This window comes from Pseudomonas sp. ChxA, assembly GCF_030263855.1.
Taxonomy (GTDB): Bacteria; Pseudomonadota; Gammaproteobacteria; order Pseudomonadales; family Pseudomonadaceae; genus Aquipseudomonas; species Aquipseudomonas fluorescens_CB.
On record NZ_JARPMK010000001.1, the window covers coordinates 1,110,118 to 1,127,445 of the forward strand.

The window sequence follows — 17,328 nt, forward strand, 5'->3', positions numbered from 1 at the left end:
CTCCTATCGGTTCAGGCGTTTGTCGATCAGGCCGTCCACCACGCTCGGGTCGGCCAGGGTCGAGGTGTCGCCGAGGCTGTCGAGTTCGTTGCAGGCGATCTTGCGCAAAATACGCCGCATGATCTTGCCCGAGCGGGTTTTCGGCAAGGCCGGTGCCCATTGGATCAGTTCCGGCTTGGCAAAGCTGCCGATTTCCTTGCTGACCAGCTCCAGCAGGTGCTTTTTCAGCGCATCGCTGGGCTCGACGCCGTTCATGGGGGTGACAAAGGCATAGATGCCCTGGCCTTTGACGTCGTGCGGGTAACCGACCACAGCGGCTTCGGCCACTTGGTCGTGCAGCACTAGCGCGCTTTCCACTTCGGCGGTGCCGATGCGGTGGCCGGACACGTTGATCACGTCGTCAATGCGGCCGGTGATCCAGTAGTCGCCATCTTCATCGCGGCGCGCACCGTCGCCAGTGAAGTAGTAGCCGGGGTAGGGTTTGAAATAGGTGTCGAGCATGCGCTGCGGGTCGCCGTAGACGCTGCGGATCTGCCCCGGCCAACTGGCCTTGATGGCGAGCACGCCACTGCCGGCGCCGCTGAGCTCCTTGCCGTGCTCATCCAGCAGCACCGGCTGCACGCCAAACATCGGTTGGGTGGCGCAACCGGGTTTGATCCGTTGCGCGCTGACCAGCGGGCTGAGCATGATGCCGCCGGTTTCGGTCTGCCACCAGGTATCAACAATCGGGCAGCGCTGCTCGCCCACGGCGTTGAAGTACCAATCCCAGGCCTCGGGGTTGATCGGCTCGCCGACGCTGCCCAGCAGGCGCAGGCTGGCGCGCGAGGTATTCTGCAGCGGCCCGTGGCCCTCACGCATCAGCGCGCGCAAGGCGGTGGGCGCGGTGTAGAAGATATTCACTTGGTGTTTATCGATGACCTGCCAGAAGCGCGAGCTGTCCGGGTAACTTGGCACACCTTCGAACATCAGTGACGTCGCGCCATTGGCCAGCGGGCCGTACACGATATAGCTGTGGCCGGTGACCCAACCCACGTCGGCGGTACACCAGAACACTTCGCCGTCACGGTAGTCGAGCACGTACTTGAAGGTCATCGCCGCTTGCAGCAGGTAGCCGCCGGTGGTGTGCAGCACGCCCTTGGGTTTGCCGGTGCTGCCGGAGGTGTAGAGGATAAACAGCGGATCTTCGGCGTCCATCGGCTCGGGCGGGCAATCAGCGCTCGCGGCGTCCAGGGCGGCCTGATACTTGAGGTCTCGGCCCTCTACCCAGTCAAGGTCCGCACCGGTGCGCTCCACCACCAGTACCGTGCTGACGTTCGGGCAACTGGCCAGGGCTTTGTCGACATTCTTTTTCAAGGCCACCGGCTTGCCGCCGCGCACGCCTTCATCAGCGGTGATCACGGTGCGACAGTCGGCATCGAGAATGCGGTCGCGCAGGGCATCCGGAGAGAAGCCGCCGAACACCACCGAGTGCACCGCGCCAATCCGTGTGCAGGCGAGCATGGCGTAGGCGGCTTCCGGGATCATCGGCATGTAGATGCACACCCGGTCGCCTTTTTTCACTCCACGGCTTTTCAGCACATTGGCCAAGCGGCTGACGTTTTGATGAAGTTGGCGGTAGGAAATTTTGGCGGACTTTGCAGGATCGTCGCCTTCCCAGATAAAGGCCGGCTGGTCGGCGCGTTGCGCCAGGTGACGGTCGATGCAGTTGTAGCTGACGTTGAGTTGGCCGCCGGCAAACCACTGGGCGGCGCCGGTGGTGATATCCGAGTGCTGCACGGTGTGCCAGGGTTTGGTCCAGTCGAGAAAGCCCTTGGCCTGTTCGGCCCAGAAAGTATCGGGTTGCTCAATGGATTGGCGATAGAGGCGCTGGTACTCGTCTTGACTGAGCTGCGCGGCCTGGCGGACGGCATCGGCGTTGGGGAATGTGCTGATATCGAACATGAGCGGTCCTTATTCTTGTTTTAGCGACAAGGCATAAAGATGCACGCTGTGGGGAGAGGGTTCAAGGCCAACGTCCAAACGGACGTTGGCCTTGGTGTACCGGCCTCAGCCGCGGTGACGGCCGCGGAAGTAGTTGATCAGGCCCTGGGTCGACGCATCGTCAGCCAGGGTTTCTTCAGCGCCGGTCAGGCGGTTGTAGACGCCTTTGCCCAGCTCTTTGCCAAGCTCCACGCCCCATTGGTCAAAGGCGTTGATGCCCCAGACCACGCTTTGTACAAACACTTTGTGTTCATACATGGCCACCAGTGCGCCCAAACGACGTGGGCTGATGCGCTCGACCACGATGGTGTTGCTCGGACGGTTGCCCGGGATCACCTTGTGCGGCGCCAGCTTCTGCACTTCGGCTTCCGGCAGGCCTTTTTCGCGCAGTTCGGCTTCGGCTTCGCCACGGGTCTTGCCGAGCATCAGTGCCTGGCTCTGGGACAGGCAGTTGGCGTACAGCCACTGGTGGTGGTCGGACACCGGGTTGAAGCTGACGATCGGCACAATGAAGTCGGCCGGGATCAGTTGGGTCCCCTGGTGCAGCAACTGGTGGTAAGCATGCTGACCGTTGCAGCCGACGCCGCCCCAGATCACCGGGCCAGTATCGGTAGACACCGGTGTGCCGTCCTGGCGCACGCTTTTGCCGTTGGACTCCATGTCCAGCTGTTGCAAGTGTTTAGTGATGTTACGCAGGTAGTGGTCATACGGCAGGATCGCATGGCTCTGCGCACCCCAGAAGTTGCCGTACCACACGCCCAGCAGGCCCAGCAGCACCGGCATGTTTTGCTCGAACGACGCGTTCTGGAAGTGCTGGTCCATGGTGTAGGCACCGGACAACAGCTCTTTGAAGTTGGACATGCCGATGGCCAGGGCGATTGGCAAGCCAATGGCCGACCACAGCGAGTAACGGCCGCCGACCCAGTCCCACATCGGGAAGATGTTCTCTTCACGGATACCGAACGCCACGGCCGCCGCGTTGTTGCTCGATACGGCGATGAAGTGACGGTACAGCTCGGCTTCCGAACCACCCTGGGCCAGGTACCAGGCGCGAGCGGCCTGGGCGTTTTTCAGGGTTTCGAGGGTGTTGAAGGATTTGGACGAAACGATAAACAGCGTGGTCTCGGCGCGCAGCTTCTGGGTCAGCTCGTGGAACTCGCTGCCGTCGATGTTTGCCAGGTAGTGGCAGCGCACGCCTTTGTGGGCGTAGGACAGCAAGGCCTCGGAGACCAGCTCCGGGCCGAGGAACGAGCCACCGATACCGATGTTCACTACGTCAGTGATCGGCTTCTCGGTGTAACCACGCCACAGGCCGTCGTGGATGCGGCCGACCAGGTCAGTGATCTGGTTCAACACCTTGTGCACGTCCGGCATGATGTTTACGCCGTTGACCGACAGCTTGTCGCCCACTGGGCGGCGCAGCGCGGTGTGCAGGGCGGGGCGACCTTCGGAAGAGTTGACCGGTTCGCCTGCGTACAGCGCGTTGATCGCGTCCTTCAGGCCGACTTCATTGGCCAGGTTCACGAGCAAGGTGCGGGTTTCGGCGGTGATCAGGTTTTTCGAGTAATCGAGGAAAAGCCCGCAGCTGCTCAAGGTGAACTGGGAAAAACGCTGGGGATCGGCATTGAACGCGTCGCGCATGCTGAAATCCTGCATGGCTTGGCGATGTTGATTGAGCGCTTGCCAAGCGGGCAGAGCGGTAACGTCATGAGGAGTGCGGTAGTACGCCATCGCTGCGGGTTTCCTTTTATTACGGGGACTTGCCTTTAGGACACTTCTAAATCCGGAACGTTGAGTCTTTCATCAGGCGTTTGAGTCCGGTCAACGCCAACAATGGCGCAGGGCGATTACATTAAACCTAGCGTGTCGATATGTCTTGGCTTTGTCTGCGCTGTCGCCGGTACTTTTTTATACCGGCGCAGCGGGCAGAGCAACAGGCGAGTGCCTGGCGGGCTCAGTTGAGGGTCAAATGCAGGTTGTCGATCAGGCGTGTCGCACCTAGATAGGCCGCCACGAGGATGACGATATCCCGATCTTCAGGCGTGGCCGCACGCAGGTGCACACCTTGGCGCACTTCCAGGTAATCCATGCGCAGCCCGGCAGCTTCAATCTGCGCGATCTGCTCGGCACGCAGCTTGGCGAAATCCTGCTCACCGCCTTTTATCGCCGCTGCAATCTGGCTGAGGCTGCGGTAGAGCACCGGCGCAATCGCGCGCTGTTCTTCGTTGAGGTAACCGTTGCGCGACGACAGCGCCAGGCCGTCGGCGGCACGCACGGTAGGCTCGCCGATGATCTGGATCGGCATGTTCAGGTCATGCACCATGGCGCGGATGACCGCCAGTTGCTGGTAGTCCTTCTGGCCAAACACGGCCATGTCCGGCTGGACCATGTTGAACAGTTTGCTCACCACCGTCGCGACGCCTTCGAAGTGCCCGGGCCGGCTGGCGCCGCACAGGCCTTCGGACAGTTGCGGGACACTCACGCGGGTCTGGCCGGTCATGCCGCCGGGGTACATTTCCTCGACGGTGGGCGCAAACAACAGGTTGCATCCGGCTTGCAGGAGTTTTTCCTGGTCGGCGGCCAGCGTGCGCGGGTACTTGTCCAGGTCTTCGCCGGCGCCGAACTGCAGTGGGTTGACGAAAATGCTCGCCACCACAAAGTCCGATTGCTGTGCGGCCTTGGTCACCAAGGTGGCGTGGCCGCTGTGCAGATTGCCCATGGTGGGCACAAAGCCAATGCGCTTGCCGGCACTGCGCGCGTGGGCGACGGCGGCGCGCAGTTCTCTTACGGTTTTAACGGTGTTCATGCAGAGAACCCGTGTTCGTCGCCAGGGAAGGTCACGGCTTTGACTTCACGCACGTAAGCAGCCAGGGCTGCCTGGATGCTGTCTTGGCCGGCCATGAAGTTTTTCACGAATTTTGGCGCACGACCGGTCAGCGACAGGCCGAGCATGTCATGTACCACCAGCACTTGGCCGTCGGTGGCCGAACCTGCGCCAATGCCGATCACTGGCACTTTGACCGCCTGGGTAATTTCTGCCGCCAGTTCGCTGGGCACGCATTCGAGCAGGATCATCGCTGCGCCGGCTTGCTCCAGGGCAATCGCATCCGCACGCATCTGCCGCGCCTGGGCTTCATTGCGGCCTTGCACCTTGTAGCCGCCGAAGATGTTCACCGACTGCGGTGTCAGGCCCATGTGCACGCACACCGGAACGCCGCGCTCAGCCAGCAGCCGGATCGACTCCGCCAGCCACACCGCGCCTTCGACTTTGATCATGTGGGCGCCGGCTTGCATCAACTTGCCGGCGTTCTGGAAGGTTTGTTCAAGGGTGGCGTAACCCATGAACGGCAGGTCAGCGATGATAAAGGCGCCGTTGTTACCGCGTTTGACGCTGGCCGTGTGGTACGCGAGTTCGTCAGTGGTGACCGGCAGGGTGCTGTCATTCCCTTGAAGAACCATGCCCAGTGAATCGCCAATCAACAGCACTTCAACCCCGGCCTCACAGCTGGCGTGGGCGAAGGTGGCGTCATAGCAGGTCAGCATGGTGATTTTTTCACCTTTGAGCTTGAGGCTCTGCAAGGTGGTCAGGGTAATGTCTGGCATGGAAAGGGTCCTCGTTCAGGCGCTTGGAAACAGCGAGTAACGCGCGTGAGTCTTCGTTTATACAGGCGCACTGTCTTGAGAGCAGTGCTTATAAGGCCTGGATTGCGCCCTTCAGCGCCGGGTTGGCGGCAGCGGGACGCCTATAGTCGTGATGAGGACACGGGAAGTCAATTGGATGTGTTACCGCATTGTTACGAGTGGGGTGTTACCCCTGTTACGGGTGGGAGCTGGCTTGCCTGCGATGGCATCGCCGCGCAATAGCGGGTGTGCCGAGTTGCCCGCATCGCAGCATAGGTATCTACACAACGTTTGAAGGCAGCCAATTTCTCCTGTGGCGAGCAGGCTTGTCCTGCGTTGGGCTGCGAAGCAGCCCCTAACCCAGACGCTGAGTTCTTTCAGGAAAAATGCGCTGCCTTTACTGGGGCCGCTTCGCAGCCCAACGCAGGACAAGCCTGCTCGCCACAACAACACACCTGTCACAGACTTCGTGTTAACCGGTTGTGTAGATACCTATGCGCATCGCTGGCAAGCCAGCTCCCACTTTGACCGAGTCAGTCTTGGGGCAGGCGCTCCAGGCCGACAAACGGGCAGGCTGCCAACAGCTCGCTGAGTGTTTGGCCGCCGGGCAGTTGCAGGTCCGCAGGTGCCAGTTCAGCCAGCGGGTACAGCACAAACGCACGCAGATGCATTTGATAGTGCGGCACCTTGAGGCGCGGCGCGTCGATCAGGCGTTCGCCAAACAGCAGGATATCCAGGTCCAGGGTGCGCGGGCCCCAGCGTTCCAGGCGCTCGCGGCCCTGGTCGTTCTCGATGGCTTGCAGCGCATCGAGTAGATCCAGTGGCGCAAGATCACTGTCCAGGGCGGCGACCGCATTGGTGTAGCGCGGTTGGCCCGGGAGCAGGGAGTCGCTTTGATAGAATGCCGACACGCCAACGAGAGCAGTGCCGGGTAATTGCGCCAGGGCTTCGACAGCGCTGCGCAATTGCTGGTCCGGGGCAGCCAGGTTGCTGCCCATGCCGATGTAGATGCGTTCCACGTTTATTCGCCCGCAGCGCCCGACGCATCGGCCGCGCTGCGTTTACGCTTGGTGCCGCTGCGCCGACGTTTTTTCGGGCCAGTGCCTTCGCCATCGCCTTTGCTGCCGAGGTCGCGAATCATGTCGCGGCGCTGGCTGTCATTGGCATCCTGGTAGTCGGTCCACCATTCGCCCAGGCCGTCGGTCTGCTCGCCGGCGCTTTCGCGCAGCAGCAGGAAGTCGTAGCCGGCACGGAAGCGCGGGTTGTCCAGCAACAGGTCGGCGCGTTTGCCACTGCGACGCGGCAGGCGCTCCTGCATGTCCCAGATCTCGCGGATCGGCATGGTGAAACGTTTTGGAATAGCAATGCGCTGGCACTGTTCGGCGATCAGCTCGTGGGCGGCTTCCTGCATGGCCGGGATCGGCGGCATGCCACGGTCCTGCAGGCGCAATACGCGCTTGGGCAGGGCCGGCCACAGCAGGGCGGCAAACAGGAACGCCGGCGTTACCGGTTTGTTCTGCTTGATGCGCAGGTCGGTGTTGACCAACGCCTCGCTGATCAGTGTGTGGGTGTACGTCGGGTTGTATTCCAGTGCCTCGGCGCTGGCCGGGAACAGCGGGTCGAACAGTTGCAGGTCGACCAACATTTCGAAGGTGTCGGCGGCATAACCTGAGAGGAACAGCTTGAGCACTTCTTCGAACAGGCGTGCCGAAGGGATTTCCCGCAGCATCGGCGCCAGTTCGCGAATCGGCGCAGCGGTATGTTTCTCGATGCCGAAGTTCAGCTTCGCGGCAAAACGCACGGCGCGCAGCATGCGTACCGGGTCTTCCTGGTAGCGCTGCGTCGGGTCGCCGATCAGGCGGATCAGGTTGTTGCGAATATCGTGTACGCCATTGGCGTAATCGAGGATGCGCTCGCTGACCGGATCGTAATACAGAGCGTTGATGGTGAAGTCGCGGCGCTGCGCGTCTTCTTCCAAGGTGCCGTACACGTTGTCACGCAGGATGCGGCCGCTCTCGTTGCGGGAAGACTGATTGGTGTCTTCCTCGTCATCGTTTTGCGGATGGCCTGCGCGGAACGTCGCGACCTCGATGATTTCGCGACCAAAGTGGATGTGCACCAACTTGAAGCGGCGGCCGATGATTCGCGCATTGCGAAACTCGGCACGCACCTGCTCCGGCGTGGCGCTGGTGGCGACGTCGAAATCCTTGGGCGTGATATTGAGCAGCATGTCACGTACGCAGCCGCCCACCAGATAAGCCTGGTAGCCGGCGTTCTGCAAACGTTCGACGATGTTCACTGCATAACGGCTGAATTGAGCGCGCTGCAATGAATGCTGATTGCTGTTAAGCACTTCAGGCGTGCTGCGAATGTGTTGCGTACGACGCAAGGGGGAACGGAATGACTGGAACAACTTCTTCAGCATGGGATGCACTGTTTGAAGGAATGTTCGGCCATAACGAAGAATGACCGCATGATGGGCGGGGATTCTAGCATTTAGTCGAGGGATGGTGTAGGAACAAGCTGCAAGGCTTGAGCCAGAAGCTTAAAGAAGGGTGTTAAGTGGTCAAATGCCGGAAACCACAAGGGGAGCCGAAGCTCCCCCAGAAGTAGTTGCGTGCTCTATTTTTATTATGGTTGCGGGCTTTTTGTTTTTGTTGATCGCCCTCGCCATGAAGCTTCACCTTCATGACACTCCCAATCGGGAGCCAAGAGCAAACGGATTGCTTTGGTCGCTGTGTTGCTGATCTACGATCCAACCAGTTCAGGCTCTGCCTTAGGGCAGTTTTTGTTGTTCTCGGCCTGGTTGCGGGGCAAGCCCCAAATGCAACGCCTCTCCAAAAGAATCAGTTAGCTGCGCCTCCGCCGTGTTGTTTTTGTTATGCGTGAGTCGATTCGTCTTATTTTTATTGTCTTGTACAAAGCTTGTTATTGTTTTTGTACTAAGCATATAGCAGGGTGCGTGCCAACTTTTGTGCCACCCAACAAAACCGGGGGGTTGGGCTGGTTTTGGCTTTTTGAAAGGCAAAAAAAAGCCGGGGCTTCGTTACCGTAAGCCCCGGCTTCTGTTACGTGAAAATGTCGCGGTAACAGTTTTTTCACATCTGAGGGTGTTACCTGTGGGGGCACGCCCTCAGCTTTCGCTGGCCACCCCGGTTTTGCGCCGTGGAATGCCCAGGCGTTGGCGGCGTTCCCACAGGCACTTGCGGCTCACGCCCAGCTTGCGCGCCAGTTCGGTCTCGGTCATATGGTCTTGATGCTCAAGCACGAAGTGCTGGAAGTAGTCTTCCAGTGACAGATCTTCGGTTGGCTCATGGCTGGTATTGCTGCCACCGCCCTGTTGCGGGGCCAGGCCGATGAAGTCGTCGTCTTCCAGGTCGCTCAGCTCGATATCGATACCCAGCAGCTCGGCAGAAATTTCCGGGCTCTCCGACAAAATCACTGCACGCTCGACCGCGTTTTCCAGTTCGCGCACGTTACCCGGCCACGAGTAGTGCCGAATCGCCTGCTCGGCGTCGGCGGCAAACTTGAGGTCGGTACGGTTGATGCGCGCGCTCTGGCGCAGCAGGAACGCGTTGGCGATCTCGTTGACGTCGGCGCCACGCTCGCGCAAGGCCGGCAGCTTGAGGGCGATAACGTGCAGGCGGTAATACAAGTCTTCCCGGAACTGGCCGATCTTGGCCAGGCTCTTGAGGTCACGGTGGGTCGCAGCGATCAGGCGCACATCGACCTTTTGTGATTGCACCGAGCCGACGCGGCGAATCTCGCCTTCCTGCAACACGCGCAGCAAGCGCGCCTGGGCTTCCAGGGGCAACTCGCCGATTTCGTCGAGGAACAAGGTGCCGCCATCCGCCGCTTCGACCAACCCCGCACGCCCGGCGCTGGCGCCGGTAAATGCGCCTTTTTCGTGGCCGAACAGTTCGGACTCGATCAGGGATTCGGGGATCGCCGCGCAGTTCACCGAAATCATCGGCGCCTTGGCGCGTTTGGACAGGTTGTGCAGGGCTCGGGCCACCAACTCTTTACCGGTGCCCGACTCGCCCTGGATCAATACATTGGAGTCGGTGGGCGCCACTTTGCGGATCTTGCTGTACAAGTCCTGCATGGGTGGGCAGGAGCCGATGATGCCGATCTCGCCGTTGCTGTTATCGACACCCGGCTTCTCGGCGGCCTTGGTGGCTGGACGCTGCTCGGCTGGCGCACTGCCGGCCGACTGACGGTCACGCAGGATGCGCGCCACCGCTTGGAGCATTTCGTCGTGATCGAAAGGCTTGGCAATGTAGTCCACCGCGCCCATCTTCATCGAGTCCACGGCCGAGCGCAGGCTGGCGTAGCTGGTCATGATCAGCACAGGCGTGCCCTGGCCAAGCTTGATCAGCTCGGTACCCGGCGCGCCCGGCAGGCGCAGGTCGCTGACAATCAGGTCGAATGTGGGAATGCTGAAACGCTCTTGGGCTTCCTGCACCGAGCCGGCTTCGCTGACCTGGTACTGATTACGTTCAAGCAGGCGACGCAAGGCAGAGCGGATAATGGTTTCGTCTTCGACGATCAAAATGTGCGGCATTGATTCAATTCTCTCGACGGTCTCAGTTCACAGCGGACGTCGCTTCGACATGACGCGGCAAGGTCACCCGAATACGGGTGCCGCGTTGGCTTTCGGTGTCAGCCGGGCTGTCGATGGTGATTTGTCCATAATGCTCTTCAACGATGGAATAGACCAGTGCAAGGCCCAGACCGGTACCTTCACCCGGGTCCTTGGTGGTGAAGAAAGGTTCGAACAATCGGTCCATGATGTTCTGTGGAATACCGCTGCCTTCATCCTCCACGATCAGGTCGACCGTGTGCTCGAAAGCCTCGCTCTTGACGCGTACCGCACTGCCGGCAGGCGTCGCGTCACGGGCGTTTGAAAGCAGGTTGATCAGCACCTGCGCCAAGCGTTGGGAGTCGCCGTCGACCCAATGGTTCGGGTCGCACAGGTTAAAAAACTGTACTTCGAAATTGCGCCGGTTCAAGGCCAACAGCCCAATGGCATCCTGCGCCACTTCCGCCAGGCACACTGCTTCGTCCTGGTTCTGATGCGCGCCGGCGTGGGCGAAGCTCATCAACGACTGCACGATGCGTGACACGCGCTTGGTCTGCTCGAGGATCTGCCCGCTGATTTCAGTGATTTCGGCGTCTTCTTCGCGCTCTTCGCGCAGGTTTTGCGCCAGGCACGCGATACCGGTGATCGGGTTGCCGATTTCATGGGCCACACCCGCGGCCAGGCGACCGATGCTGGCCAGGCGCTCGGAGTGCACCAGCTTGTCTTCGAGCATCTGGGTTTCGGTCAGGTCTTCCACCAGCAGCACGAGGCCACTGTTACCCGGTGCCAGCGGCTCGTCGATCGCGGCTTTGTGCAGGTTGAGCCAGCGGGTCTGGCCGTCCAGCGCCAGGTGCTGTTTGTGCAAGTGCTCGTCGGGCAGGTTAATAAAGCCTTGCAGCAGTTCTTTCCAGGGCTCGCCCAAGGTATTCAGGCGCGAACCCACAACACGTTGTGCGGCGATGCCGGTGAGTTCTTCCATGGCCTTGTTCCACATCAGGATCTCTTGATCCTTGGCCAGCGAGCACACGCCCATCGGCAGTTCCTGCAGGGTCTGGCGATGGTAACGGCGCAGGGCGTCGAGTTCGGCGGCAAGGCCGGTGAGGCGTGAGTGGTAGTCCTCCAGCCGGCTCTCGATGAAATGGATGTCTTCGGTCACGTAGTTTTCGCCACCGGCCTTGTAGGGCAAGAAGGTTTCCACCATGTCCTGGGACACGCTCGGGCCCATCAGGCCGGAGAGGTTGGCCTCAATGCGGTCACGTAAACGGCGCAGGGCATACGGGCGGCGCTCGTCAAACGGCAGGTAAAGGTCGCGCAGCGCCTGCTCGACTTCCTTTTGCGCAGCCTTGGCGCCTAACGGCTTGGCCAACTGGGTGGCGAACTCCTGCGGCGAGGCGGCGTGCAGCTCGCGGCGTTGCGGGCGGCGCACGTTGTCCACCGCGCAGGCTTCGGCGGCGCTGGTTTCTTCCGGGCTGGCGTTGGTGAACAGCGAGATCAGGGTAAACATCAGCACGTTGGCGGCCAAGGAGGCTATCGCCGCCATGTGCCAACTGGTGTCGTCCAGCACGTAGATCATGTTCAGCAGCGGAATGTAGAAGCCCTGCAGGTTGCCGACCAGCGGCAGCAGCATGGTCACCATCCACACCAGAATGCCTGCCAGCAGCCCGGCAATAAAGCCGCGACGGTTGGCGGTCGGCCAGTACAGCACCGACAACACGCCCGGCAAGAACTGCAAGGTCGCGACAAACGCAACGATCCCGAGGTTGGCCAGGTCTTGCCCAGCGCCCAGCAGCAGGTAGAAACCATAGCCGGCCATGATGATGGCGACGATCAGCGCGCGGCGCGTCCATTTCAGCCAGCGGTAGATATTACCTTCGGCCGGCGGCTGATACAGCGGCAGCACCAGGTGATTGAGCGCCATACCGGAGAGTGCCAGCGTGGTGACGATGATCAAGCCACTGGCTGCCGACAAACCGCCGACGTAAGCCAGCAATGCGAGGGATTTGCTGTTGGCGGCAATACCAACGCCAAGGGTGAAGTATTCGGGGTTGGTAGTGGCGCCGAGCTTGAGGCCGGCCCACAGGATCAGCGGCACCGCCAGGCTCATCAACAGCAGGAACAGCGGCAAGCCCCAGCTTGCGCTCACTAACGAACGCGGGTTGAGGTTCTCGGTGAACGTCATGTGGTACATGTGCGGCATCACGATCGCGGAGGCAAAGAACACCAGCAGCAATGTGCGCCATGGGCCTTCCTGTAACGGCGTGTGCAGAGCGGCGAGGGCGGTCTGGTTTTGCAGCAACCACAGCTCCAGCTGTTGCGGCCCGTCGAATACGCCGTACAACGCATACAGGCCGACACCGCCGATGGCGATCAGCTTGATCACCGACTCGAAGGCGATCGCAAACACCAGGCCTTCGTGTTTCTCGCGGGTGGCGATATGGCGTGAGCCGAAGAAAATCGTGAACAGCGTGATCAGTGCGCAAAAAGCCAGGGCGACGCGGTGCTGCACCGGTTCGCGGGTGAGGATGCTGATGGAGTCGGCCACCGCCTGGATCTGCAGGGCCAGCAACGGCAGTACGCCGAGCAGCATGAAAATGGTGGTCAGCGCGCCGGCCCAGGTGCTGCGAAAGCGGAAGGCAAACAAGTCCGCCAGGGACGATAGCTGATAGGTGCGGGTGATTTTCAGGATCGGGTACAGCAACACCGGCGCCAGCAGAAACGCGCCGGACACGCCCAGGTAGCTGGACAGGAAGCCGTAGCCATACTGATAGGCCAGCCCCACGGTGCCATAAAATGCCCAGGCGCTGGCGTAGACGCCCAGTGACAAGGTGTAGGTCAACGGATGGCGAATGATCGCCCGCGGAATCATTCCGCGCTCACTGATCCAGGCAACCCCGAACAGTGCAGCCAGGTAGGCGGCGCTGATCAGCAGCATCTGGGTGAGGCTAAAGCTCATCGGCATCTTTTTGGCTCTGCAGGATGAAAGTCACGACGATCAGGATCAACCACAGCAGATAAGGGCGATACCAGGCGCCCGTGGCGTCGATCCACCAATCCATGATGGCGGGGGAAAACAGGTAGATCCCGACGACCAGCAGCAGGACCAATCGATAGATGTACATGTTGGCCTCTGATTAAAAAACTGCCGCGATGGTAACGGATGCTTGGCAAGCTGCAAGCGCCTTCAACTCAATTGCGCTTCGGCCAGTGTGAGTGTGCGCGGGATCAGGCTGGCATCCCAGTGTGAAATGCCCCAATCCAGCAGTTCCCGTGGGCTGGCGTGCAGCAGTTCACTGCCGGGTTGCTGGCCGAGGGCGCGCAACGCCCTCAATAGCAAAGGCGTGGCTTGGTCGGGTGTCAATGGCGGTGAACGGTAGGATTTGCCCAGCTTGTTGCCGTCCGGCTGGGTGATCAGCGGCACATGCAGGTAGCGCGGTTGGCGCAGGCCCAGCAGTTCCTGCAGGTACAGCTGGCGCGGCGTGGAATCGAGCAGGTCGGCGCCGCGCACGATGTCGGTGACACCTTGCCAGGCATCGTCGAGCACCACCGCCAGTTGATAGGCATACAGGCCATCGCGACGGCGGATGATGAAGTCGCCTATATCACGGCCCAAGTGCTGTCGGAATTCGCCTTGCACACGGTCGGTAAAGTGGTATTCCAGCTCAGGTACGCGCAAGCGGATCGCCGCGTCTTGCTGATCGTGCCCGAGGTTGCGGCACAGGCCTGGATAGATGCCGTGGTAGGGCTCCAATTGTTTACGCGAGCAGGTACAGGCGTAAGCCAGGCCGTGGTTGAACATGTCGTTCAAGACTTTAGCGTAGGCATCATGCCGCTCGCTTTGTCGGACCAGTTCCCCATCCCACTCGAAGCCATAGCTTTCAAGGGCGTGCAGGATCGCCGCCTGGGCACCAGGCTCTTCGCGGGGTGGGTCGAGGTCTTCCATGCGCATCAACCAGCGGCCGTGATTGGCGCGGGCATCGAGGTAGGAGGCAAGGGCGGCAACCAGCGAACCGAAGTGCAGGTGGCCGCTGGGCGTAGGGGCGAAACGCCCGATATAGGTAGAGGCTGTCATGGGCCGGATACTACTGGAAAACCGCTGAACGCCAGAAACAAAAATGGGGCGTTAGCACGCCCCATTTTTTGTTTCTTGCATTCAGCCCGGCAGGATTACTTGCCGACCTGTTTTTCCTTGATTTCAGCCAAGGTCTTGCAGTCTACGCACAGGTCCGCGGTTGGGCGGGCTTCCAGGCGGCGAATACCAATCTCGACGCCGCAGGATTCGCACCAGCCGTATTCCTCGTCTTTGATCAGTTGCAGGGTCTTGTCGATCTTTTTGATCAGCTTGCGCTCTCGATCACGCGCACGCAGTTCAAGGGCGAACTCTTCTTCCTGGCTCGCACGGTCGGCCGGATCAGGAAAGTTGGCTGCTTCGTCCTTCATGTGGTCAACGGTACGGTCAACCTCCTGCATCAAGTCCTGTTTCCACTTGTTCAGGATCTTGGTGAAGTGCTCGCGCATGGGCTCGCCCATGTACTCCTCGCCCTTTTTTTCCACATAGGGTTCGAAGCCGCCGAGGCCTTGAGTCTGCTGTTGCTTTGCTTGGGTGGACATGAATAGACCGCCTCTCACTCTTCTAATCCATTGCGCAGGATTGCAACGTCACCGACACCTGCCGGCCCTGCGGCTGCAAGCGGGCGAACTTACCAGATAGATTCGGGGTGCGCCACTCCCGGTTGTCGAGGCCCAACGTGGCAGGCTTGCAAACTGGCATAGCCCGCCATGGCTGGGTATAGCGTGTCTCGAATGTTGATTTTAGTCGTTTTGCCGGCGCTTGCTCGGTTCATCACGGACGACCGAGCAGGCAATAGAGCATGTTTTACCGCGCGGGTTCGGTAGAATCTGAATTTTGTCCTCACCGTCTAAGGAAGGCTAATGGCCCAGCCCTACAGTGCGCGCAGTCGCGCCATCGAACCTTTTCATGTCATGGCGCTGCTGGCGCGAGCCAATGAACTGCAGGCGGCCGGTCATGATGTTATCCACCTGGAGATCGGCGAGCCGGATTTCACCACGGCCGAGCCGATTATCCAGGCCGGCCAAGCCGCGCTTGCCAATGGCAAGACGCGCTATACCGCGGCCCGCGGGCTGCCCGAGCTGCGCCAGGCGATCAGTGGTTTTTACCAGCAGCGCTACGGCCTGAGCGTCGACCCTGAGCGCATTTTGATCACGCCCGGTGGCTCTGGCGCGTTGCTGCTGGCCAGCAGCCTGCTGGTCGATCCGGGCAAGCATTGGTTATTGGCGGACCCAGGCTACCCGTGCAATCGACATTTCCTGCGTCTGGTCGAAGGTGCGGCGCAGTTGGTGCCGGTTGGCCCGGACGTGCGCTACCAATTGACCGCCGAGCTGGTGGCCAAACACTGGAACGCAGACAGCGTTGGCGCTCTGGTTGCCTCGCCGGCCAACCCGACCGGTACCATTCTGGCCCGCGATGAACTGGCGGGGTTGTCGAGTGCCATCAAGGCGCGTAACGGCCATTTGGTGGTGGACGAGATCTATCACGGCCTCACCTACGGCACCGATGCCGCCAGCGTGCTGGAGGTCGACGACGAAGCCTTCGTCTTAAATAGTTTTTCGAAGTATTTCGGCATGACCGGCTGGCGCCTCGGCTGGCTGGTGGCGCCACCGGCGGCGGTGGGCGAACTGGAGAAGCTGGCGCAGAACCTCTACATCAGCGCACCGAGCATGGCCCAGTACGCGGCGCTGGCGTGTTTCACCGAGCAAACCCTGAGCATTTTGGAAGAGCGCCGCGCCGAATTCGGGCGCCGTCGCGACTTCCTGCTGCCGGCCTTGCGCGAGTTGGGTTTCGGCATCGCCGTAGAGCCCGAAGGCGCGTTCTACTTGTACGCCGATATCAGCGCGTTCGGCGGCGATGCCTTCGCGTTTTGCCGTCATTTCCTCGAAACCGAACATGTGGCGTTTACGCCGGGCCTGGATTTTGGTCGTTATCAGGCTGGCCATCATGTGCGTTTTGCCTACACGCAAAACCTTGATCGCCTACAGGAAGCGGTGGAACGTATCGCCCGTGGCTTGCGGAGCTGGCAAGGCTGATGCGTTTTAATCCTCCCCTCGAAGAAGGGCGGCTGATCCGCCGCTACAAGCGCTTTCTCACCGATATCGAAACGCTCACCGGCGAGTTGCTGACCATTCACTGCCCCAACACCGGCTCAATGCTCAATTGCATGGTGGAGGGCGGCCAGGTCTGGTTCAGTCGCTCCACAGACCCAAAGCGTAAGTTGCCAGGCACCTGGGAAATTGCCGAAACGCCCCAAGGCCGGCTGGCGTGCGTTAACACCGCGCGTGCCAACCAACTGGTGGAGGAAGCGTTGCGTGCCGGGGTGATCACTGAACTCGACGGCTTTACCGCCTTGAAGCGCGAAGTGCCTTACGGCCAGGAAAAAAGCCGTATCGATTTTCGCCTGGAGTACCCACAGGGCGCGGCGTATGTGGAGGTCAAGAGCGTGACCCTGGGTTTTGATGGCTCGCCGGTGGCAGCGTTTCCCGACGCGGTGACCCAACGGGGCGCCAAACATTTGCGCGAGTTGGCGCACCTGGCGCGTGAGGGCGTGCGTGCGGTGCAGTTGTATTGCGTGAACCTGTCAGGGATTGACGCTGTACGCCCGGCGGTGGAAATCGATGCGGGCTACGCCGCTGCGCTGCGCGAGGCCAAGGCGGCCGGTGTGGAGGTGTTGGCGTATGGTGCGCGGGTCACGCCGCAGGAAATTTATCTCGACCGGCGCCTGGACGTGATGATCGGCGACTAGAGTTGCACCCACAGGCCTTGCGCGTCTTCACGGCCGGGCAGGGCTTTAAGGCTTTGGCCCGCGCACGGTCCGGCGATGCACTCGCCGCTTTCGATGAGGAACAAAGCGCCGTGGGTGGCGCACTGGATCAGGCTGGCGCTGCTGTCCAGGAACTGGTCGGGCTGCCATTCCAGCGGGATGCCGCGATGGGGGCAGCGGTTGAGGTAGAAGTAGGCCACGCCGTCACGGCGCACGGCCAAGACTTTGCAACCGTCTATTTCAAAACCACGGCTGCTGTTGGGCGCCAGGGCATCTGAGGGGCAGAGAAGCTTCATAACAATCCTTAAGTGC

At 60.8% G+C, this 17,328-nt stretch carries 14 protein-coding genes; 2 read left to right on the top strand and 12 right to left on the bottom strand.

What is annotated here, in order from left to right; genetic code table 11:
- Window positions 1-3: 3 nt before the first annotated feature.
- The 11 genes from acs to dksA all read right to left on the bottom strand — a co-directional run bounded on the left by acs (window position 4) and on the right by dksA (window position 14,791).
- On the bottom strand, window positions 4-1,941 hold the full coding sequence (gene acs / locus P5706_RS04895; protein ID WP_285678668.1) for an acetate--CoA ligase: 1,938 nt from the start codon (window positions 1,939-1,941) through the stop codon (window positions 4-6).
- Window positions 1,942-2,046: 105 nt separating this feature from the next.
- Window positions 2,047-3,711 (bottom strand): glucose-6-phosphate isomerase, encoded by a 1,665-nt coding sequence (pgi, locus tag P5706_RS04900; RefSeq protein ID WP_200431518.1) that lies wholly within the window; start codon window positions 3,709-3,711, stop codon window positions 2,047-2,049.
- 223 nt (window positions 3,712-3,934) lie between these two features.
- Window positions 3,935-4,786 carry a pantoate--beta-alanine ligase gene (gene panC, locus P5706_RS04905; protein WP_200431519.1) on the bottom strand — a complete coding sequence of 284 codons (852 nt, stop codon included), beginning with the start codon at window positions 4,784-4,786 and terminating at the stop codon, window positions 3,935-3,937.
- On the bottom strand, window positions 4,783-5,583 hold the full coding sequence (panB, locus tag P5706_RS04910) for a 3-methyl-2-oxobutanoate hydroxymethyltransferase (protein ID WP_200431520.1): 801 nt from the start codon (window positions 5,581-5,583) through the stop codon (window positions 4,783-4,785). The genes panC and panB overlap by 4 nt, the downstream gene beginning before the upstream one ends.
- Before the next feature lie 551 nt (window positions 5,584-6,134).
- Window positions 6,135-6,620: a 2-amino-4-hydroxy-6-hydroxymethyldihydropteridine diphosphokinase gene (gene folK / locus P5706_RS04915; RefSeq protein WP_285678669.1), complete on the bottom strand. Its 486-nt coding sequence runs from the start codon at window positions 6,618-6,620 to the stop codon at window positions 6,135-6,137.
- A 2-nt stretch (window positions 6,621-6,622) separates the two neighbouring features.
- Complete coding sequence (locus P5706_RS04920) at window positions 6,623-8,026, bottom strand: polynucleotide adenylyltransferase PcnB (RefSeq protein ID WP_285678670.1); 1,404 nt, start codon at window positions 8,024-8,026, stop codon at window positions 6,623-6,625.
- 708 nt (window positions 8,027-8,734) lie between these two features.
- Window positions 8,735-10,165, bottom strand: coding sequence for a sigma-54-dependent transcriptional regulator (locus P5706_RS04925; RefSeq protein WP_200431522.1), 1,431 nt, complete (start codon window positions 10,163-10,165; stop codon window positions 8,735-8,737).
- 22 nt (window positions 10,166-10,187) lie between these two features.
- Window positions 10,188-13,142: a sensor histidine kinase gene (locus P5706_RS04930; protein WP_200431523.1), complete on the bottom strand. Its 2,955-nt coding sequence runs from the start codon at window positions 13,140-13,142 to the stop codon at window positions 10,188-10,190.
- Window positions 13,126-13,302, bottom strand: coding sequence for a hypothetical protein (locus tag P5706_RS04935; RefSeq protein WP_003176118.1), 177 nt, complete (start codon window positions 13,300-13,302; stop codon window positions 13,126-13,128). The genes P5706_RS04930 and P5706_RS04935 overlap by 17 nt, the downstream gene beginning before the upstream one ends.
- 62 nt (window positions 13,303-13,364) lie before the next feature.
- Window positions 13,365-14,252 carry a tRNA glutamyl-Q(34) synthetase GluQRS gene (gene gluQRS / locus P5706_RS04940; RefSeq protein ID WP_285678672.1) on the bottom strand — a complete coding sequence of 296 codons (888 nt, stop codon included), beginning with the start codon at window positions 14,250-14,252 and terminating at the stop codon, window positions 13,365-13,367.
- A gap of 95 nt (window positions 14,253-14,347) precedes the next feature.
- Window positions 14,348-14,791, bottom strand: a complete 444-nt coding sequence (gene dksA, locus P5706_RS04945; protein ID WP_003194150.1) for an RNA polymerase-binding protein DksA — start codon at window positions 14,789-14,791, stop codon at window positions 14,348-14,350.
- A gap of 321 nt (window positions 14,792-15,112) precedes the next feature.
- On the opposite strand from dksA, the gene P5706_RS04950 reads away from it, so the two are divergent.
- Both P5706_RS04950 and sfsA read left to right on the top strand, forming a co-directional pair.
- Complete coding sequence (locus P5706_RS04950; protein ID WP_285678673.1) at window positions 15,113-16,285, top strand: pyridoxal phosphate-dependent aminotransferase; 1,173 nt, start codon at window positions 15,113-15,115, stop codon at window positions 16,283-16,285.
- Window positions 16,285-16,998, top strand: a complete 714-nt coding sequence (sfsA, locus tag P5706_RS04955) for a DNA/RNA nuclease SfsA (protein WP_200431526.1) — start codon at window positions 16,285-16,287, stop codon at window positions 16,996-16,998. Before P5706_RS04950 ends, sfsA begins: the two co-directional genes overlap by 1 nt.
- On the opposite strand, the gene P5706_RS04960 is transcribed toward sfsA, so the two are convergent.
- A complete protein-coding gene (locus P5706_RS04960; RefSeq protein WP_017139230.1) occupies window positions 16,995-17,312 on the bottom strand; it encodes a Rieske (2Fe-2S) protein in 318 nt (105 codons plus the stop codon). The genes sfsA and P5706_RS04960 overlap by 4 nt on opposite strands.
- Window positions 17,313-17,328 lie beyond the last annotated feature (16 nt).